At 56.2% G+C, this 20,276-nt stretch carries 16 protein-coding genes; 10 read left to right on the forward strand and 6 right to left on the reverse strand.

The window, feature by feature from the left end; translation table 11 throughout:
* Nucleotides 1-89: 89 nt before the first annotated feature.
* The gene (locus ACUZ79_RS09140) at nt 90-1,001 is read right to left on the reverse strand and encodes a glutamate/aspartate ABC transporter substrate-binding protein (protein WP_240824428.1); all 912 of its coding nucleotides are present in this window, start codon (nt 999-1,001) and stop codon (nt 90-92) included.
* 865 nt (nt 1,002-1,866) lie between these two features.
* Here ACUZ79_RS09140 and ACUZ79_RS09145 point away from each other — a divergent pair.
* The 3 genes from ACUZ79_RS09145 to ACUZ79_RS09155 all read left to right on the forward strand — a co-directional run bounded on the left by ACUZ79_RS09145 (nt 1,867) and on the right by ACUZ79_RS09155 (nt 8,918).
* Nucleotides 1,867-3,558 (forward strand): bacteriohemerythrin, encoded by a 1,692-nt coding sequence (locus ACUZ79_RS09145; RefSeq protein ID WP_449251382.1) that lies wholly within the window; start codon nt 1,867-1,869, stop codon nt 3,556-3,558.
* 334 nt (nt 3,559-3,892) lie between these two features.
* Nucleotides 3,893-5,335 carry a diguanylate cyclase domain-containing protein gene (locus ACUZ79_RS09150; RefSeq protein ID WP_240824426.1) on the forward strand — a complete coding sequence of 481 codons (1,443 nt, stop codon included), beginning with the start codon at nt 3,893-3,895 and terminating at the stop codon, nt 5,333-5,335.
* A 247-nt stretch (nt 5,336-5,582) separates the two neighbouring features.
* Nucleotides 5,583-8,918 carry an EAL domain-containing protein gene (locus ACUZ79_RS09155; protein WP_449251383.1) on the forward strand — a complete coding sequence of 1,112 codons (3,336 nt, stop codon included), beginning with the start codon at nt 5,583-5,585 and terminating at the stop codon, nt 8,916-8,918.
* A gap of 145 nt (nt 8,919-9,063) precedes the next feature.
* Here the strand turns inward: ACUZ79_RS09155 and ACUZ79_RS09160 are convergent, their stop codons facing one another.
* The 4 genes from ACUZ79_RS09160 to ACUZ79_RS09175 are packed head-to-tail and all read right to left on the reverse strand — an operon-like array spanning nt 9,064 to nt 13,584.
* A complete protein-coding gene (locus ACUZ79_RS09160) occupies nt 9,064-9,888 on the reverse strand; it encodes a lysophospholipid acyltransferase family protein (RefSeq protein ID WP_240824424.1) in 825 nt (274 codons plus the stop codon).
* 2 nt (nt 9,889-9,890) lie between these two features.
* Entirely contained in the window at nt 9,891-11,114 is a 1,224-nt protein-coding gene (locus ACUZ79_RS09165) for a replication-associated recombination protein A (protein ID WP_240824423.1), read from the reverse strand.
* Nucleotides 11,111-11,869, reverse strand: a complete 759-nt coding sequence (locus ACUZ79_RS09170; RefSeq protein WP_449251384.1) for a 16S rRNA (uracil(1498)-N(3))-methyltransferase — start codon at nt 11,867-11,869, stop codon at nt 11,111-11,113. The genes ACUZ79_RS09165 and ACUZ79_RS09170 overlap by 4 nt, the downstream gene beginning before the upstream one ends.
* Nucleotides 11,866-13,584: a hypothetical protein gene (locus tag ACUZ79_RS09175; RefSeq protein WP_449251385.1), complete on the reverse strand. Its 1,719-nt coding sequence runs from the start codon at nt 13,582-13,584 to the stop codon at nt 11,866-11,868. The genes ACUZ79_RS09170 and ACUZ79_RS09175 overlap by 4 nt, the downstream gene beginning before the upstream one ends.
* Before the next feature lie 275 nt (nt 13,585-13,859).
* Here ACUZ79_RS09175 and ACUZ79_RS09180 point away from each other — a divergent pair, with 275 nt between their 5' ends.
* The 3 genes from ACUZ79_RS09180 (at nt 13,860) to ACUZ79_RS09190 (ending at nt 16,835) form a co-directional block, all read left to right on the forward strand.
* Nucleotides 13,860-14,897 carry a GAF domain-containing protein gene (locus tag ACUZ79_RS09180; protein ID WP_022659407.1) on the forward strand — a complete coding sequence of 346 codons (1,038 nt, stop codon included), beginning with the start codon at nt 13,860-13,862 and terminating at the stop codon, nt 14,895-14,897.
* A 3-nt stretch (nt 14,898-14,900) separates the two neighbouring features.
* Nucleotides 14,901-15,926 carry a rod shape-determining protein gene (gene mreB, locus ACUZ79_RS09185; protein WP_022659408.1) on the forward strand — a complete coding sequence of 342 codons (1,026 nt, stop codon included), beginning with the start codon at nt 14,901-14,903 and terminating at the stop codon, nt 15,924-15,926.
* Nucleotides 15,927-16,046: 120 nt separating this feature from the next.
* Nucleotides 16,047-16,835: an inositol monophosphatase family protein gene (locus ACUZ79_RS09190; protein ID WP_240824421.1), complete on the forward strand. Its 789-nt coding sequence runs from the start codon at nt 16,047-16,049 to the stop codon at nt 16,833-16,835.
* Nucleotides 16,836-16,919: 84 nt separating this feature from the next.
* Here ACUZ79_RS09190 and ACUZ79_RS09195 read toward each other — a convergent pair whose 3' ends face one another.
* Nucleotides 16,920-17,435 (reverse strand): NUDIX hydrolase, encoded by a 516-nt coding sequence (locus ACUZ79_RS09195; RefSeq protein ID WP_449251386.1) that lies wholly within the window; start codon nt 17,433-17,435, stop codon nt 16,920-16,922.
* Here ACUZ79_RS09195 and rimI point away from each other — a divergent pair.
* The 4 genes from rimI (at nt 17,434) to ACUZ79_RS09215 (ending at nt 20,239) form a co-directional block, all read left to right on the forward strand.
* Nucleotides 17,434-17,892 (forward strand): ribosomal protein S18-alanine N-acetyltransferase, encoded by a 459-nt coding sequence (rimI, locus tag ACUZ79_RS09200; protein ID WP_240824419.1) that lies wholly within the window; start codon nt 17,434-17,436, stop codon nt 17,890-17,892. The genes ACUZ79_RS09195 and rimI overlap by 2 nt on opposite strands.
* 14 nt (nt 17,893-17,906) lie before the next feature.
* A complete protein-coding gene (tpiA, locus tag ACUZ79_RS09205; protein ID WP_449251387.1) occupies nt 17,907-18,671 on the forward strand; it encodes a triose-phosphate isomerase in 765 nt (254 codons plus the stop codon).
* Nucleotides 18,672-18,722: 51 nt separating this feature from the next.
* The gene (gene secG / locus ACUZ79_RS09210; protein ID WP_209819245.1) at nt 18,723-19,106 is read left to right on the forward strand and encodes a preprotein translocase subunit SecG; all 384 of its coding nucleotides are present in this window, start codon (nt 18,723-18,725) and stop codon (nt 19,104-19,106) included.
* Nucleotides 19,107-19,186: 80 nt separating this feature from the next.
* Entirely contained in the window at nt 19,187-20,239 is a 1,053-nt protein-coding gene (locus ACUZ79_RS09215) for a Smr/MutS family protein (RefSeq protein WP_449251388.1), read from the forward strand.
* Nucleotides 20,240-20,276 lie beyond the last annotated feature (37 nt).

Below are 20,276 nucleotides of genomic sequence, written 5' to 3' on the forward strand. Positions count from 1 at the left end.
CTGTGTAAAAAACGTATCTCATTGCAGCGGGCTTAAACGCATGCCCGGGAGCGCCCGCTTGCGCCTGAAGCTCCCGGGCATGCCTAAAATCAGTTCAAGGCCTTATCGTTGGGGGCCTTGAAGAGAGCCTTCATTTCATCAGACATTTCAAAATTCATGTTCATGTTCTTGGGCGGAATGGGCTGCATGAACCAGCGGTTAAAGGACTTTTCGGCATTGCCGTTGCCCTGTTCCGCAGCGATCACGTCGTCGAGCAGCTTCTTGAACTGGGCATCACCCTTGCGCACCATGCAGCCGTAAGCTTCAAAGCTCTGCGGGGTACCCACGATGATCCAGTCAGCGGGCTTTTTGGCCTTGGCGCGTTCGCCGGCAAGCAGCGCGTCATCCATAAAGAAGGCCACAGCGCGGCCAGATTCCACCGTACGGAACGCATCGCCGTGGTCTTTTACGCTGATGATGTTGATGGCGAGGCCCTTCTCGTCATTCATCTTGTTCAGCAGCTTTTCAGACGTGGTGCCGGAGGTCACGGCAACGTTCTTGCCCTTCAGGCCGTCAAAGTCCTTGATGCCGGAGTCTTTGTTGACCAGCAGGCGGGTGCCGATGATAAAAAAGGTGTTGGAGAAGTCAACCTGCTGCTGACGTTCCAGGTTATTGGTGGTCGAGCCACACTCGAAATCAAAGGTGCCGTTCTGCAGCAGGGGAATGCGGTTCTGCGAGGTGATGGGCACAAAACGCACCTGGAGGTTGGGCATGTTCAGCTGTTTTTTAACGGCTTCCACAACCTTGTTGGAATAATCCTGTGCGTAGCCGATAACGTTCTGCTGAAGATCGTAGTAAGAAAAAGGCACGGAAGATTCACGGTGACCCACAACAATCACGCCAGTATCCTTGATTTTTTTCAAGGTCCCGGTGAGTTCCTCTGCCTGCGCCTGGCCGCCCTGAACAGAGGTCAGCAGAAGCAGAGCCGCAAGAGCGGACAAAATGGATTTCTTCAGCGCCATGGTTTCCTCCTGGAATGGCATTTACGGAAGACGGCGCCCCGTTGCCAAATAGCAGCGCCGCCCAAGAAAACTACCTGGAAAATGGTGTTTGCCAAACCCATAAAAGCAAAGCCTCGCACTCGTTGTTTACGGTGCTCTGGTTTTGATGGGGTGCCGTTGTGCAAGAGCACGTCTACGGCAAACAGTTTCCCTGAGTCTCTGCCAGAGTGCAGTGTCTGCGCTCATCGGGCGCGCCGATGCTGGCAGGCAAGAAAGCCGGGTGCGCTATCGTGGTTCAGCGCACGCCGCTTCACGCTTCTGTGAACGATACGCGGCAACCGACAAAGAAAAATACCAAACCATGCGGCGCTTAGCGGTGCATGATCCATCGCTGACTGGTGCCTTGGGGGGGAGGCGTCGCTGCGTTCTTGAGCACTTAAATGATGCGAAAAGGTATTCGCAAAATTTTACGTCACATGTTCAGGCGTTTACCCCGGCGGGTAAAAAGCGCTCGCGCCTCATAATCAGGCGCTTGCTCGCACAGCCTTAAGAGCGATTACAAGGTGAAATCGCTCCTAGAATACAGGAACCACAAGCAGTTATGTTTGCGGCAGGATACCTGCATCAAAATTTTCATTAAAATACCTCGGCATCATTATAAATATTGGCTTTGGTGTCAATATGACATCCGCTTGTGTTGACCTCGCACGTGCTGCCGTCCCAATTGAGGGCAGACGCATAAATGTAACATTTTTTTAAAATTTGGCGCTATTGGTGCGGCTTGTAATGTCCGATAAACGATAATATGATCGTTCTGCTTGGTTTACTGAGAGGCTGTTTTTTTAGCCTCGGGCACAATTATCCGTTTTCCGACAAGGGTGGGTTTATGGTTTTTATTTCCCATGCGTTTGCTTTTGCCATGCTGGTTATTTTCGCGGTTGTTGGAAAAATTGACGGATTGTTGTGGCTTGCCTTGGGCGGCGTGGCTGCCTGCCTGGCGGTTGATGCAATTATATGGCTACGCGCCCTGGCTGAGGCCAGGCAAATGCGCGAGCAGATGGATGAGGTCGCCAGCCGCGCTGGCGAATCCGGCGGCGCAAATAATCTGGAACGCCTTGCCTATTGCCTTGGGCGGCTGCGTTCGGCGGAAGATAATCTGGCTGCCGAGCGGCAACGCACTGCCGGGCTTGAAGGCAACAATGCGGCGCTTCAGGCAAAGCTGCAAGCGGCGCAGGCCGAAAATGCGGCCTTGATTGAGAAATTTGAAAAGGGCGATGCCGTGCTGCACAAGGCGCATACGGTTTGCGCCAAACTCTCTGCCGAAGCACAGAACCTCGCAACTCTGGTTACAGAAGTGAACCAGGGGGTTGCCGTGCAGCGCGACCGCCTGAACGAAACCGGCGGCGCTATGGATACGGTCTCTCAGGGTGCTCACGAATCATCCATGCGTGTGCGCGAGATTTCGGAAAACGCGCAAACGGCCAGCGGCAGCGCATCTGCGAGCAAGGAGCAGGTTGACGGCGCTGTTAGTTCCATTGAGCAACTCAAAAATACCATTGTGCAGCTCAAGGAAGCCATGGCGGGGCTTGGAGAAAAAGCCAGTAATATCGGCAAGGTGATGGCTGTCATCAATGAAGTTGCCGACCAGACCAACCTGCTGGCCCTTAACGCAGCCATTGAGGCAGCGCGGGCTGGCGAGGCCGGGCGCGGTTTTGCCGTTGTGGCCGACGAGGTGCGCAAACTCGCGGAAAAAACCATGGGAGCCACGCGGGAAGTTGAAGACGCCGTAAAGGCCATTCAGCATGAGGCCCACCGTAATGCCGAAACAGTGGATGCCGCCGCGCGCCTCAGCCTTGAAGGCGCCAGTTCCGCCTCTGTGGCTGGCGAGCGCATGCGCGAAATTCTGGAGACCATGTCCGGTACAGCCCTGCATTTGCAGGCTGTGGCCGCCACCGCCGGAGTGCAGTCGGAAAATATTGAAGACGCCAATAAAGCCCTGGACGAAATCCGCATAGTGGCGGAGCAGACCTCCGGCAATATGAAGGTGTTTACTGCTGCGCTGCTGGCATTTCAGGGCGGCATGGAAGAACTGGACATGATTGTAGGCGCTCTGGCAAGCGGCGACTATGATCGTGCATCTTCAAGCAAGTTTGTGCAGTGGACGCGTAATATGGATCTTGGCATAAATGATATAGACAGCCAGCATCGCCTGCTTGTTGACTATATTAACGAGCTGCACAGCGCCATGACCAATAACAGCAGCGCGCAAGAGATGCTTGGCATTCTGCGCAAGCTCCGTGACTACACAAGTACTCACTTCAGGGATGAAGAAAAGCACTTTGTTCACACCGATTACCCTTCCATCAAGGAACATCTTCAGATTCACCGCGACTTTGAGGCCAAGGTCAATGAGGTGGAGCAGGGCCTCAAGCAGGGAACAATAACCCTGAGCATGGATCTGCTGTCCTTCCTAAAAGACTGGCTTGTGGAGCACATTATGGGCATGGATGCGCAGTACGCGCCCTATGTCAAAAAAGCTGCCAGGCTTGGCACGACCCGCAAGGGGAGAGTTGCCTGATTCCATTTTTTCGGCAGTTTGTTAACGGCCCGTTCCGGCCTGAAAGCGCAGTAGTATGCGGTTTCAGGCCGGAACGGGTTTTTTTGTATGGCGCGGCAGTCACAGGTTGTTTCGTTCCCCTGCGTACGGTCTTCAGGTTTTGGAGAATATGCGTGGAACCCCATTCCACCATTGCAGGACTGGAGAAAATCATTCATATGCAGATTATGAAATGATGGTTTTGCCGTGACGGATCGGTCGCACGTACTGCTTTGATTCGCACGCTTTTATGGCTGAGCATGCCAGCGGTCTTGCTTTTGCAAAAAGTGACAAGAGTTCAAGCCTGGGGGAATGGATGCCTATCCAACGTGCCAACGCGACCAAACGCACCATCAAACTATTGTGTAGCGGGCTTGTCTGGCTCATTTTGCAGGCATTGCCGGGTGGGGCATGCGCGTTTGATACGGCTATCGCTCATATTGGTGATGTGAGCCTCACCCCCACCGAACAGACCTACCTGCGCGAACATAAAAAAGTTACCCTGTGCGTTGACCCTGACTGGGTTCCCTATGAGCAGATAGACGCATCGGGCAAACACGTGGGCATTGCAGCCGATCTTCTGGCGCTGGTTGCAGACAGAACCGGCCTTGAGTTTGAACTGGTGCGCACCGCCGACTGGAATGAAAGCCTGGCTTTTTCCAAAAGCGGGCAGTGTAAGGTGCTGAGTTTTCTCAATCAGACCACAGAACGCAGCGAATGGCTTATCTTTACCTCGCCCCTGTTCAGTGACCCCAACGTGTTCATAACCCGCGAAGAACATCATTATATTTCTGATCCTGCAGCTCTTGAGCACGAATCCATCGTCTTTCCCGAAGGCACTGCAATGGAAGGTCTGATCAGGGAGCGCTATCCCAATCTTGAGATCAAGCTTGTGCGGTCAGAGGATGAGGCCATGAAAATGGTCTCAAGCCGCCGCAGCTCCATGACCATGCGTTCCCTGATGGTGGCCGCCTACACCATACGCAAAAATGGGCTGTTCAATCTGAAAATTGCCGGGCAATTGCCCATGTACATGAACCACCTGCGCATTGGCGTAAGCAAAAGTGATGTCACCCTGCGCAATATTTTGGACAAGGGCGTGATGTCCATAACACCGCAGGAACGGGGAAGGGTGGTAAATCAGCACATTTCCATCAATGTGCAGTCAGCCATCAACCCCATGTGGTTTCTTTTTGGCGGCGGGATAGGCGCTGTCATTGCCCTGCTCTGGGGCTACTGGACGTACCGGCTGCGACGGCTGAATGCAGTGCTGCTACATATTTCAAATACCGACAAGCTCACAGGCCTTGCCAACCGGCAAAAACTTTCTGGCGATATGGCCGAGGCCATGCTGCGTGCGCACCAGCGGGAAGTTCCTCTTTCCGTGCTGTTGCTGGATGTGGACAACTTCAAAAATGTCAACGATACCTTTGGGCATCTTGCTGGTGACGCAGTGTTGCAGGCCCTGAGCGCCCTGGCTGTCGATGTGATGCGCCCGCAGGATATTGCCGGGCGTTGGGGTGGGGAGGAGTTTCTTGTGCTTTTGCCTGAAACAGGCGCCAATGAAGCCGGAGAAATTGCAGAAAAGCTCCGCCGCCGGATTGAAGAGTTCAGCTTTGCAGACGGCCTGCACTGTACAGTGAGCATTGGCCTTGCAGAAATGCGCCCCTATGATACCCAGGACAGCCTGATTCACAGGGCGGACACTGCGCTTTACCATGCAAAAAGAATGGGGAAAAACAGAGTTTCAGTGGGTTGATTTCTTGAGCATTTAAGGTGTTAAACTGCGTAATTATGCCATACCAGTTTATAATATCGGGTCATGAACTTGCTTGGAACAAAGATTTGGAGTAGGTTTATTGCTATAGGTTTTTAATTTTCATATTTCCGTAACAGCCTTTTTTCGCTCACTTTTTTTTGAATACTGCATGGTCTCCTTTGCCTCCACTTGCTGCCAGCTGTTCTGTTTCTTGGGAGTTGACGCATTCTGCCGATGCGGGGTTCATATGACTGCTTCCCAGCCAAACCTTCGTTCAGAGTCTGAACGCAGCAAATCATCCCGGCTGCATTCCCGCAAGCAGCTATGGGTCATTGCCGCAATCAATTTGCTTGTTCTGGGCATTATCATTTTTGCCCTTGTAGGCAGCAGGCAGCAGGAACTCGACAAAGCCTCCAACACGCTTGAAAGTGTTTCCCGATCCATTGATGATGTTCTTTCCTGGCGTTTTGAGAAAATCAATCTTGCCCTGCTGGGCGCAGTTGATGAAGCGCAACAGCAGGCACTGAGCGGCGATGTCTCCTGGGAACGTTTTGAAACATACGGTAAAAATCTTGATGAGCGCTTGCCGGACACCCTTGGCTTTTTGCTGACAAATACGCAGGGGCGGGTAGTGTACGCTTCTCCCCGCGCGCTTTCTGGCGAGATGTCCATCACCAACGCCGACCACTTTGTTCAGCTGCGCAATAATCCTTCCCCCGGGCTTGTTATTTCCCACCCATTTTACAGCCAGTTGTGGACGCGCCCCATCATTGTGCTTTCCATGCGCTATTTGTTGCCCGACGGTTCGTTTGGCGGCGTTGTGGCCTGCGCTGTCTCCATCGATATGTTTTCGGACATCATGGATTCAGCCGTCATTGTGGGCACAAGCGCCGTGGCCACCCTGTGGGACAAAAAGCTTGGTCTTGTCACGCAGTACCCGCGCGGACGTTTCTGGCTTGACGCCAAGCCATCGCCCCCGTTGCGAAAACTTATTGAACACGATGCCGCCCCAAGCGTCTACCAGCACAGGCGTGCAGATTTTGGCGATAAAAAAAGGATCGCGTTTTATCGCAAGCTTCGCCAATGGCCTCTGTATCTTTCTATTGGCCTGTATGAGCAGGCCGTACTTGCCAAATGGCGGCAGGACATTATTTCACTGGGTTTATTATGGATAGTCTGCGTGTTTATTTCATTCTGGAGCGGCATGAGCTACACCCGTCAGCTCAAGGCACTTGAATTGGGCGAAAAACGCTACAAGGGCCTTTTTGACAATATGCAGGCAGGCATGGCCCTGTGCGAGCCGGTCTTTGCGCCAGATGGAAAAATTTGCGACTTCAAACTGGTTGAGATCAACCAGGCCTACTGCGATGTATTCAAGGCGGAGCGGGAAGATGTTATCGGCAAAACACTGCTGCAAAGAATCAGCCCCAAAACCAGCGAAACAGCCCGTTGGGTGAATCCGCTCATAATCACTGCGGAAACCGGTGAACCGTCTCATTTTGAATTTTACCTTGCTGGCAACAACCTGTGGGCAGATATTGTTGCCTATCGCTCAGAAGCTGGAATCATAGCATTTCTGTGTACGGATATAAGTGAAAGAAAGTTTGCTCAGGCGCGGGCAAACCGTATTTCACAAATGTACGCGGCGCTCAGCAGATGCAATCAGGCCATTGTGCGCTGCTCTGGCAGAAACGACCTTTTTGCAGAGGTCTGCCGGGCTGCTGTGGAAGCTGGCGGCATGAAGGGAGCCTGGATAGGACTTGTTGAAAAGCAGACAGGCAACGTGCAGCCCGTTGCGTCATTTGGCCTGAGCAATGCCGATCTGCAAAAGCTCGACATATCTGTATGGGCGTCTGACCCCAAAGGGTCCGGGCCAACTGGCTGCGCAATCCGAAACAACGAATCTGTCTGGTCAGACGACACCACAACTGACCCCAGGCTTGCGCCTTGGTGGCAGCTTGTGCGCAAAACGGGTTTTCTTTCTGTTGGGGCGCTCCCCTTGCGCCAACGGGGAGAAGTTGTTGGAAATTTGACACTCTACACCAACGATGCCGGAACCTTTGATGCAGAGGTGCGCGAACTCTTGGGGGAAATGGCCCTGAACGTCAGTTTTGCGCTGGATAATTTTACATGGGAGGAGGAGCGTCGCCGCAACGAAGCCCGCATCAATGAGCTGGCCTACTACGATCAACTGACCGGTCTTGCCAACCGCCCCCTGCTTACGGACCGCATCCGGCAGGCAGTTGCGGTTGGCATGCGCACGGACAAGCTCAGCGCGATGCTGTTTATTGACCTCGACCGGTTTAAGACGATCAACGACACGCTTGGTCACGCACACGGAGACAATCTGCTCAAGCAGGTCGGGCAGCGCCTGCTTGACATTGTTCCAGCAGACGACACTGTGGCGCGCTTTGGCGGCGACGAATTTGTTTTGTTATTGCACGGTCTGTCGGGTAACAGCGAGGAGGCGGCTGAGGCCGTGGCGCTTGTCTGCCGCAAAATTCTCACTGCCGTGCGCGAGCCAATTATTGTGGAGGGCATTACCTGCAACTGCACCGCCAGTATCGGCGTCGCCCTGTTCGGCAAGCAGAGCATCACTCCGGATGAATTGCTCAAGCAGGCGGACCTTGCCATGTATCAGGCTAAAGATGCCGGAAGAAATACCGTGCGTTTTTTTGATCCGGCCATGCAGCAAACCGTCATGGAGCGCATAGAGCTTGAGCGGGATCTTGAGGAAGCCATACGCCTTGAGCAGTTTGTGCTGTATTATCAGCCTCTGATCAGCGTGGATGACACTGTGTTTGGCGCAGAAGCGCTGATTCGCTGGCAACACCCCAAACGTGGTATTGTGCCGCCTGCCGATTTTATTCCCCTTGCGGAAGAAAACGGCATGATTGCCCGCATCGGCGCATGGGTGGTGCGGGAGGCATGCAGCCAGCTTGGGCGCTGGGCTGAGATACCCGAGTTCTCAAATCTGACAATTGCCATCAACGTAAGCGCCCGCCAGTTTCGTGAAAGTGATTTTGTACGAGATGTTACGGCAGCGGTGCGACAAACTGGCATTGACCCCGGTCTATTGAAGCTGGAACTGACCGAAAGTCAGCTGGCCGTGAACATGCAGGAAATCATAGCGTCCATGGTCAAGCTGAGCAATCTGGGCATCCGGTTTTCGCTGGATGACTTTGGTACGGGCTATTCGTCCATGACGTATCTCAAGCTGCTCCCGCTGGATCAGCTCAAGATTGACCGTTCTTTCATTCGCGATCTGCTCACAGACCCCAACGATGCCGCCATCGCCAGCATTATCATCGCGCTTTCGCAAAGCCTTGGTTTAACCACCGTGGCCGAGGGCGTGGAAAACCGCGAACAGAAAAGGGCCCTGCTGAACATGGGTTGCACGCTGTTTCAGGGCTATCTGTTCAGCGTGCCGCTGGCGGTGAAGGACTTTGAGCGGTATCTGGCGCTCAGAAATGCAGCGGCAGCCGCAGATGGGCATGACAATCAGGCCGAACAACCAGAGAGCGCTGAGCAGACCGACAGTGCTGAACAGGCAGCAGCGGACGAGGGCAGAGGAACCGCCTGAGCTGGGTGAAAACTTTGGGGAGGGCAAAGTGCAGGCCCGCTGAGCGCTCAGACATGCTTGAAAAAAACTGAGTGCTTCCCAAAACAAGGGCGGGGTTTACCCCGCCCTTGAACGTCATATCCGCAAAATATCCACAAAAATTCGGCTACTCGTTGATGCCGTCCTGTTGCTGCCATTTGCCGAGGTGGCTTTCAATATGCTGGCATATTGCCGCCTGTTCTTCCTTGCCTTGCCCGGCAATGGTGAGGGGGCTTGCAAAGGTGTAGCGTATGGTCAGGCCGGGTTTGACCGGGCCAAGTTCCTTGATTTTTTTGCCCTGTCCCCAGGCATCGGTCTTGAGAGCCAGCGGCACAATGGGCACTCCGGCTTTTTTGGCCAGCTTGACGCCGATGGAGTTGAACTGCTGAGGATTAAATTCGCGCGAGCGGGTGTGCTGCGGAAACACAATGATCGAAATGCCTTTTTTCAGGCGCTCCAGCCCGCCGTTCAGTACTGCTGTGAGGTCTTCACGCGGATTTGTGCGCCCAACCACGATGGGGTCGCGCGAGCACATCACCGGGCCAAAAAGCGGCATGGTGGTGAGGCTTTTTTTGACCACAAAGGTCACCTGGCGGCGGGGCCGGATCATGGCTGGAAGCATGAATGTTTCCAGCGTGCTCATGTGGTTGGCCACAAACAGGCAGGGGCCGTCCACAGCTTCAATGGCGTCCATGCCCTCAATCTGGATGGGGCAGCCCATGCGCTCCACAAGGTCTGCCACCCACGCGCTGGCATATACCCAGGCGGCATCGTCGCACTGCCCCTTGGAAGCTCTGGAGCACAGCCAGCGCACCGGGCCGAGAAACAGGCGGCTGTAAAAGCTGAGCGAGGGCAGCATACGGCTGAAAAAACCCGCACTGGCAGGTTGACTGCTGTATGTGTCGCCCGTGAGAAACTTGGCTTCAAAAGCGCCGTCAACAAAGGGGTTCATGCCTATTCGTCCGTTTTTTTGATTTTATGCAGTTTGCGCCACCACTGGCTGAGTCGTGGCTCTTCGCCATTTTCGCGCGGCTGGTAGAACCTGCGGCCTTCCAGTTCTGTCGGCAGATATGACTGCTCGATCCACGATTCCGGGTAGTTGTGGGGATACTTGTATTCCTTGCCGTAGCCCCATTCCTTGTGCAACTGGGTAGAAGGATTGCGCAGATGCAGCGGCACCGGGCGCGCTCCGTTAAGTTTGACCTCGCGGGCGGCGTTGAGATAGGCCGCGTAGGAGGTATTGCTCTTTTTGGCAAGAGCCAGATAGGTGACGGTTTCCGCCAGCGGAATGAACCCTTCCGGCATGCCCACAAATTCCACGGCCTGCTGGCAGGCCACAGCCAGCCCCAGCGCGTCCGGGTCGGCCAGCCCCACATCCTCGGAGGCGGAAAGTATCAGGCGGCGACATACAAAGCGCGGGTCTTCGCCGCCTTCAAGCAGGCAGGCCAGATAGTACAGGGCCGCATCCACATCACTGCCGCGAATGGACTTGATGAGCGCCGAGGCCAGTTCATAGTGGTTATCGCCGTCCTTGTCGTGCCGGATAAGCACTTCGGGCAGCGCCGCCTTGATATGCTCCAGATCGCGCCGGTCTTCCGGCAGAGCGCCAACATACTCCACAAGATTCAGCAGGGTGCGGGCATCACCGTGTGAAACCCCGGCCAGCAGGTCGGCCACATCATCGGTCATTTCAAGCTGCAGGTCTTTTGCGCCGCGCCGGGCAAGCTCCATAAGCTCAGGGCGGCCCAGGGGACGCAGCCGCAGCACATGCAGGCGCGAAAGCAACTGGCGCGTGACGCTGAACGAGGGGTTTTCCGTGGTTGTGGCAAGCAGGGTCAGTTCGCCCGATTCCACCAGCGGCAAAAAAAAGTCCTGCTGCGCCTTGGAAAATCGGTGCAGTTCGTCCAGCACAAGAATTTCCACACCCGTCAGCGAGCGCCGCAGATGCTGCAAGCCAGCCTCGGGCGCGCTCAAACGCAGATAGGGCTTGCCGGATGATTTAGCCAGCAGCAGGGCCAGGGTTGATTTGCCGCAGCCGGGCGGGCCGAAAAAAAGCAGGCTGGGCAAACGCCCGGACTTCATAAGTGAGCGCAGGCGGTCGCCAAGATGGGTCTGACCCAGAAAAAGCGCCAGATCATCAGGCCGCATGCGCTCCGGCAGCGGCTTGCTTACGGTCACTTTCCGCTCCCTTGGGTGGCATCGGCCTTGCCGCCAAGCTGCGAACCCCACCAGTGCAGGCCGAGGCAGAGCGTTGCGGCGGTTTCACAGCGCAATACGCGTGCGCCAAGGCTCACGGCGGTAAAGTGGGCGGCTTCCAGAGCTGCCAGCTCCCTTTGTGAAAAGCCGCCTTCGGGGCCGATCACGTAGACGGTAAGGCCGGGCTGACCCGCCATTTCCGGGGTGAGCATATGCACGCCGTCCTGAAGTTCCCAGGGCAGAATACGGTAGTCAGCAGTGTGCGAAAGATGGATGAGTTGATCCACGCCGCCCGAGAGGGCGCGCACTTCTGGCAGCCATGGGTTGCCGCTCTGCTTTGCCCCGGCGATCATCTGCCCAAGGCATGCTTCTTCTGCGGCGGCAGAAAGTTTGCCCTGGCTGTGATCGCCCTGCCACAGCCATACGCCATGCGCGCCAAGCTCCACGGCCTTTTCCATAAAAAAGCCGCGCCGCACGGCCTTGCTGTAGGCCAGCGCCACAATGGCCCGCGAATGCGGAGCCGGGGTGACAGTTTCAGAAACGCGCTGGAGCTGCACGTTTTTTTTGCCCACCTTGCAGACCACAAATATGCCCGAGCGGCCCCGACCATCCAGAAGGCCCACTTCGGTGCCGGGTTCCGCGCGCAGAACCTGCCCCAGATGCCGGGCTTCCTGCCCTTCAAGAAGAGGTGTATCGCCCCAGAGTTCAGGGGCCAGATAAAAAAACGGTACGCTCATGCCACCACGTTTTCCTTGCCGCTGCGCGCCTTGCGCACAGCCTTGAAACCGTCCTGCAATGAAACAAGACGTCTGTAATTTTTACGAATTTCCTGACCGGCCGGGGTAAGGGTATCTTCCGGCGGTTCAACGTATTTGCGTTGCAGATAACTGTCGCGCAGGATTCTTTCCACACAGTCGATGACGGCGTCAACCAGGCCGGGGAAGAAACTGACGATTTCAAACTTCAGCTCGTTGAGCAGGTTCAGGGCCTCGCGGAACATCTGCTGGTAGGTGATGCGCGCACCCTTGAAGGTGCGCTGGCAGAGGTCTTCCAGTATGCGCACGCGCCGGGCCTGCTGGATGTAGCTGAACCGGGTGCAGACTTCCTGATACAGTTCGCGCAGGTTTTCAAAGGCCTCGTCATTGTCCGGCGAAAAGAGGTAGTTGGTCAACACCTTGCTTACATTGGAGAAAAATTCGTCACTGTAGCTGATCATGCGCCGCTGATGCTTGGTCAGCCAGCTATAGAGGAACTTGAGCCGCTTTTCGTGCGTGCCAGTGTTTTCCACCACCTCGGTGCGCTTGTAAATGATGCGCCCCGTGTATTCGCCGCGCACAATGTCGTTGAGGCGCAGGAACATGTTGGAGGTGTCCTTGATGATATTAAGCCCGGTGAGCGCTTCACCCGTGATGGGGTGCAGCACCTCCTGCGCCACCACGGAGAGGGCGCGGTCCTGCCGCACGTTGCTGGCGTCAAAGGTGTGCTGGCGGTATTTGATGCGCAAAATGACCACCCGGCGCGGCTTGTCCAAAAAAAATCCATCACGGTCAATGGCGCTCAATGCTTCGTCCTGATCGGCGTCCACAGCCACAAGGGCCACTTTTTCCAGCAGGGGATAGCGCGTGTTCTCACCATTGGCCATGTAGGTGGTGATGGTTCTGTCCGTCTGCCCCAGCACGCGCAGCAAAAAGCGCTCGCCCATCTTGTGCAGCTTGCGGGCAAAAAGCGCGCTCGAGGTGCGGCGTTCTGAAACAATGGGGAAGCCGTAAAGCTCCATGAGGTACTGGTACACAAACATGCGGTTGCGTTCGTAAATATCGCTGTCGCCGTACACGAACTTGCCGATGCGGATGCCAAAGCGCTTCAGTTCGCTGTCGATATCCGACGGAAAGGAGGCGAATATTCCGGCCAGATGAAACTGCTTGTCAGCGCCCCAGGCCAGCACGTGCGCCCTGTCCATGCTGAGTAGGTAGGGCATGAGGGCCGGGTATGTTTCAAGCACAACCGTGTCGGTCGAGCGGAACTGCTGGCGAAAAATATCCTGATGTACGCGCGGCAGCCGCGAGGCCAGAGTTTGCAGGTTCTGCACCATGACCTGATTTTCCAGGGGGCAGCATGCGCCGTCGCCTTCGGTAATTACGGGGTGCAGGCGATCGAACTGAAAAATTTCTGAAAAATAGTCAAGCTGGCGGGCAAAGGCCACCATGGCAAAGCCGGGCAGCTCTTTGTATTCAAACATGTCGTTGTCAAACGAGGGCAAAAGCTCGCGCGCTTCCACAAGAGGGTAGTTCTTGTTTTCCTGATAGGGTTTGACAAGACACAGGCGGATATGCACGGCATCAAGCATTTTCTTGAGCTGCGTCAGGTCGCTTACGGCAATCGAAGAGGACAACTGGGTAGCGTCCTGCCAGGGCAGACCGTCCTTGCTGAATACCTCTTGCCATTTAATCATCCGTACATCCCTTATAGAAATTTGTTATTTACTACCTGCTTTTCAGAATATTTTCCAGTGGGAATGATGCAGGTTCCCCGAAAAACGGCATCAACCGGGCCTGCCAAGCTTGATGTAAGCGGGTGCAGGCGCTGCCTGCCAAGGGCTCGGCACCGCAACAATGAGCACAAGCAGCGCAAAAGAAGTTGCGGCGGCGCATGCCCTTTGCTACAAGAAATGCGTTACCCGAGAGCCGTCACGCCTGTGGGCGGCATCACCATCAACCCCATGTGCCCATGACCGCCAACTCTGTTGAAAAGCATATTCTGAGCATCGTTTGCAGCGTTTTTGACGCTTATTCCGTAGTCCTTTTTCTGCCTGACGAAGAAGGCGAAGCGCACCACCTTGCAGCTGCCTTCAGCCTGGGGGAAAGGATAGCGTCCAACGCATCGGTGCTGCCCGGCAAGGGCCTTGTCGGCTGGATTGTTCGCAACCGGCAACCTCTGCTTGTGCCGAATTTTGACCAGCGCCAGAGCAACCTTGGCTACTACACCGGCGGCGAAGAGGCCAACATCAAGGCCTTTATGGGCTGCCCCGTGCCCACTGGCGGCGCGCTCTGCGTTGACAGCAAGCGGCAGTACTCTTTTTCAGACAAAGACCACAAGATCCTGCAAATGTTCGCAGAGCTTATTTCGCGCCAGCAGGGTTCCACCGGACGGCAGGAGCTTGCGGGGGATATTCCGCGTTATTTTGCGGAATTGTCCGTTATTCAGGATCTGCGCTTTCGTTACAAGCGCTGGCCCCAGTTTTTGCAAAACTATCTGCGCATCATGGTTGAAGCCACGGGCTTTGACTACTGCGCCTTTGCCTCGGTGGACGAACCGGGCGAAACATATTGCGTTGAGAGCGAATCTGCCCGCCTGCTGCTGACCGGCGAAGAACCGCTTATCCTGCCCATGGGCAGCGGCATTACAGGCTGGGTCTTTCGCAACGATCAGCCAGTGATCGCCGAAGGCGTCGAGGGCGCGCCCGCCACGGTGCTGTTTGGCAAACTGCCGGATATGCCTGATTTTCAGGCTGCCATATGCATGCCGGTTATGGTCAACAAAAGCACGCGCGGCGTACTTTGCCTTGCGCACACCAATCCTCGCCAGATAGACGAATCCCTGCGCAGTTTTGTTCGTCAGTCTGTGGATCATCTGGCCCTGTTTCTGGAAAATCTGTATCTCAAAATGCGGCTCAGAACCATGTTGCCCAGAGCGCGGGTGCATAACGACGGCCCCCAGGCCTATGACCCCGACACCGCGCCCATTCCGCCAACAAAAGAATACTAACATATGATTCTACGGCGTTTCTTCAGATTCTTGTCCAAAGACATTGCCATGGATCTTGGCACAGCCAACACCCTGCTCTACACTAGGGCGGATGGCATTGTGATCAATGAACCATCGGTGGTGGCCATAGACACGCACAAGAATTCTGTTCTCGCCGTAGGCGCTTCAGCCAAGGAATATCTGGGGCGCACGCCCCAGCGCATCAAGGCCGTGCGTCCCATGAAGGACGGCGTCATCGCTGATTTCGACATCACCCGCGAAATGATCTCCTACTTTGTGCGCAAGGCCATTACCGGGCTGCGGCTGGTCAAGCCATCCATGGTTATCTGCATTCCAACGGGCATCACCCAGGTGGAAAAACGCGCGGTCATCGACTCGGCCATTCTGGCAGGCGCTGCCGATGTGGCCATGGTCGAGGAACCCATGGCGGCGGCGATCGGCGCTGACCTGCCCATTCATGAGCCTCTGGGTAATCTGGTGCTCGACATTGGCGGCGGCACAAGCGAGGTGGCTGTTATCACCATGGCGGGCATTGCCAACGCGCAGTCTGTGCGCGTGGCTGGCGATGCCATGAATATGGCCGTGCAACGCTACATGCGCGATGTTTTTCGCATGGAAGTTGGCGACAACACAGCGGAAAACGTGAAGAAGATTCTTGGTTCCGCCATGCCCATGCCCAATGCTCCGGTGCTCGAAGTTTCGGGCAAGGATCTGGTGCGCGGCGCGCCCCGCGTGGTCAAGGTGACGGAAGGGCATGTGCGCGAAGCTTTGCGCGAGCCCGTGCTGGCAATCCTTGGCGCAGTGATGCGCGCGCTGGAAAAAACACCGCCGGAACTGGCTGCGGATATTTACCGTAACGGCATGCTTATGGCTGGCGGCGGTTCGCTGCTCAAGGGGCTGGATCAGTTTATCGCCAGAGAAACGCGCCTCAAGGTTTTTGTGGACAAAGACCCACTGACCACCGTGCTGCGCGGCACGGCCCGCGCCATGCTTGACCGCCAATTGTACCATTCTGTCTTTATTAACTAGCTGCGCGCCAACCCGCTTGCCGAGAGGCCGCGACAATCCATTTTCTGAAAACTGTCTGCTGCGGGGTGGCCACCCTGCGGCATTTTGCGTTGCAGAACGCGCACGCGTAAAGGAAGCCCCATGTTTGCATCACAGGATATCTTGCAGGGATGTCTGGAAATTGTGCGCCAGAGCGGCGACATCGTGCGCGAGCACTGGGCAAAGCCCAGCAACGTACGCCACAAGGGCCGCATTGATCTGGTCACGCAGACAGATCTGGCGGTGGAAGCTTTTTTGAAGGAAAAACTGGCAAACCTTGTGCCCGGCGCCGCTTTTATGGCTGAGGAAAGCAGCGAGAGCGAGAAGGAACCGGACGGCCTGTGCTGGATCATCGATCCGGTGGACGGCACCACCAACTTTGTGCACCGCATCCCGCAGGTGGCTACTTCGGTAGCGCTGTGGAACAAGGATCATGTGGAACTTGGCGTGGTCAACATTCCCATGATGAACGAATGCTTCAGCGCGCAGCGCGGTCAGGGCGCGTACCTCAACGGTGCGCCGGTAAGCGTGAGCAAGGCTGAAAATCTTGGCGATGCGCTGGTGGCCACGGGCTTTCCCTATGACTTTAGCGGGCGGCTCGACAGAATACTGGAACGCCTCTCCCTTGTGCTGCCCAAAAGCCAGGGCCTGCGGCGCATCGGTGCGGCGGCGGTGGATATGGCCTATGTGGCCTGCGGCAGGCTGGATATGTTTTATGAAGAAGGGCTGAAACCCTGGGATTTTGCTGCTGGCTTGCTGCTGGTAAAAGAAGCCGGGGGCAAGGTAACCAATTTGCGCGGCGAGGCCTTGCATTTTGGTGATGTGCTCATGGCCTCCAATGGCCTGGTGCATCAGGAAGCTGTTGATCTGCTTGGCCCCACAGCCGTATAAGACACAGCGCTGTATGGCCGCCCTTGGCGGCAGTTTTTTGCAACTGGCAGGCCGCGCGGGTAAATTGAGGGTGTGCGGGCAAGGTCAGCGAGGGCGCACAAGGCCAGACTGCACCGCCTGCCGCAAAAAGGGCGAAAGCAGTTCGCCAAAGTGTACTCCAAGGCCCCGCAATTCATCATAATCGACCAGCATGTGCTGATCCGGGTCGCGCACGGCGGCGGCAGCCAGCGAGGAGGGCATGCGGCCCTCATACAGCGCCACAAAAGCATTAAAGTTGTCCGGCCCCGGTGGGGAAACGCCGAGCGGCAGTATGCGCCCTTCGTGGTTCCAATCGCTGTTAAACAGCTCCTGCGCCTTGTGCTCGCTTGATTGCCCGGCGGGCAGCCTCCCGAAGGACGAAAATCCCCAGCCAAGGCCAGGGCGGTACGTCAGCAGGGCGCGCCCAAGCCGGTCGCGCACGAGCAGGCCCACTGCCCGGTGCCGCAGGTTCTGCCGCAGTATGTCCTCGCCGCGCATGATGCACAGGGGTATGTTGTTGTGGTCTACAACCTCCTGCAAGTCAGGAGTGTTGCCTAATAAAGGATAAAGGCTGATTTTCATGAATGCTTCCACAGTGCGGGACGAACGCCTTCAAATGCTTGGGCCGCAGCATGCCGCCGCCATGTACGAGATTGAGCGCCAGTGCTTTCCTCTGCCCTGGTCAGAAGAGCAGTGCGCTGCCGCCTTTGGGCAAAAGGCTTTTTCGGCACTGGGAATGTTTCGGCATGAGGCGCTGATTGGCTATATATCAGTATATCACACGCTGGATGAACTGGAAATACTCAATCTTGCAGTTTTGCCGGATGAACGTCGCAGAGGCTACGGACGGCGTATATTGGGCGTGGTCTTGCGCCTTGCGCGTAAAATGGCTATAAACAAAATCTTGCTTGAAGTCAGGGTGGGCAACAGGCCCGCTATTTGTCTGTATGAGAGTTGCGGTTTCAAGCGAGAGGGCGTGCGCAAAAAGTATTATACCGATACTGGCGAAGACGCGCTCATTTATCTTTGTTCCATCTGATCCTTGAGGACGCCATGCAAAAAATATTTGCCGCCAACTGGAAGATGTATAAAACCCGCGCTCAGGCTGCCCAAAGCGCAAGCGATCTGGTCAAAGGCCTCGGGAACATGCCTGCGGGGCAGGATGTGGTTGTTTTTGCACCCTTTACGTCCATAAGCTGCGTGTCAGACGCTTTCAAGGGCGTTGCGGCGCTTTCGGCGGGCGGACAGAACTGCTATCCCGCAGAAGAAGGGGCTTTTACGGGCGAAACTTCGCCCGCCATGCTGCTTGACGCTGGCGCAAGCTGGGTGCTGACCGGGCATTCCGAGCGGCGGCACATCATGGGCGAGGATGATGCCCTTGTAGCCCGCAAAACACTTTTTGCCCTTGAGCACGGCCTCAAGGTGCTGTTCTGCATTGGCGAAACACTTGACGAGCGCGAAGCTGGCAAGCTGAACACCGTGCTTGAGCGCCAGCTCGCCGCAGTTTTTTCGGACATGCCCGAGAACCTGCGCGGAGCGGCCCTTGTGGGCAAGCTCGCCATTGGCTACGAGCCTGTGTGGGCCATTGGCACGGGCAAGGTTGCCGGGCCGGAAGAAGTGCTCGATGCCCACGCCGTCACGCGGGCCTTGCTGAAAAAACTTGTGGGTGAAACCGCAGACATGCTGCCCATTCTTTATGGCGGCAGCGTTAAGCCAAACAATGCCGCAGGGCTTATGGCCCTTGACAACGTGGACGGCCTTCTGGTAGGTGGAGCGTCTTTAGAAGCGCAAAGCTTCTTACAAATTATCGGGGCCTAACCCCACTTCGGGCGCGCCATCGGGCAGTGGCCGGACGGCGAGGAGGAATTCGTGCAGACTCTCATTCTTACGCTGCATATCATTGTGTGCGTGTTGCTGGTTATTCTTGTGCTGCTTCAGGCGGGCAAGGAAGGCATGGGCGTGATTTTTGGCGGTGGCAACAGCTCTGTGTTCGGCAGCGGCGGCGCAGGCGGCATTCTTGCCAAACTGACTGCCCTGATGGCCGTGATTTTTGTTATCACGTCGCTCAGCTACACCCTCGTGACCAGCTCGCGTCCTTCCAGTCAGTCTACGATTCTTGACGTGAAGATTGAAGAACCTGCTGCTCCCAGGCCCGCCGCCCCGGCTGTTAAGCCCGGTGCGGAAGCGACCCCGGCTCCTGTGGTGCCCGCTGCTCCTGCCGAGCAGAAGGCCCCGGCGCCTGCGGCTCAATAAGCGCAGCACCTGTTTTACTGCTAAAGCCGCGGCCTGTGCTGCGGCTTTTTTTATTCGCATACCTTATGAGTGGAGCCGTTATGTCTGACGCAGACGCCTTTGGGGCAAATCCGTTCCGCGCGCTCAATGCAAAAAAATTCCCCGAAAAGCAAAAAAACGGCGGCAATGAGCGCAAGCCTGCGCACCACGGGCAGGGCAAGGGCAAGCGCGTTATCGCGTCTGCTGGCACAACGCAGGCTGCTGACGTTTCGGATGAAGACTGCGATCTGTTTTTGAACGCCGTGAGCAGCGTGACCCCTGCCAAAAACAGCCGCAAGGCTGCAAATCCGGGTTTTTCGCTGGAAGAACGAGGCACCATGACCAGCATGGCAGATGCACTGGCTGAAGAACGCAGCAAGGGTAAAAAAACTGCGGCCAGAGGCGCAACAGCTGAAGCTGGCAAACCCAAGGGCGCATCTCCGGGAGCGGTCCAAATTTCGGGCGGTCAGGCCTCGTCTACCCCGGCGTGTTCTGGCAAGGCGGCTCCTGCCAGCGCCGCTGACCCCTCTCTGCATGAGGACGATGACGAAGCTGCGGCCTTTCTTGCCGCCATGGGCACGGTAAGCCCCCTCACTGGCGGCGGGCGTGATGTTGTTCCGGCTCCCGCCCCTGCAACGCCACCGCCTCACGGCGAGCTGAGCCTTCAGGATTTCATGGACGGCAAGCTGGAATTCGCGCTGACGTTCTCTGATGAATACCTCGAGGGTCATGTGGTCGGCCTTGACCAGATGATTCTGAACAAACTCCGTGCTGGCGGCCTCAGTCCGGAGGCCCATCTTGACCTGCACGGCCTCAATGCGATGCAGGCATTTGAAGCACTGCGCGGTTTTTTTAAGGGTAGCTGGTACAAGGGTCTGCGCACGGTGCTGGTGGTGCCGGGCCGTGGCCGCAATTCGCCTGACGGCATGGGCGTTCTGCGCGAAAAGCTGCAAAGCTGGCTGACGCAGGATCCCTTCAAGCGGGTAGTGCTGGCTTTCTGCACTGCCCAGCCCCATGACGGCGGGCCGGGCAGCGTCTACGTGCTGCTGCGCAAGTATCGCAAAAAAGGCCGTATTTACTGGGAAAGAATGCCTGCGGATGCTGACCTGTACTAGGGCAGGTCATGGGGAAGTTTTATTTCTTTTTCAATCC

Source organism: Desulfovibrio faecalis, from assembly GCF_053570625.1.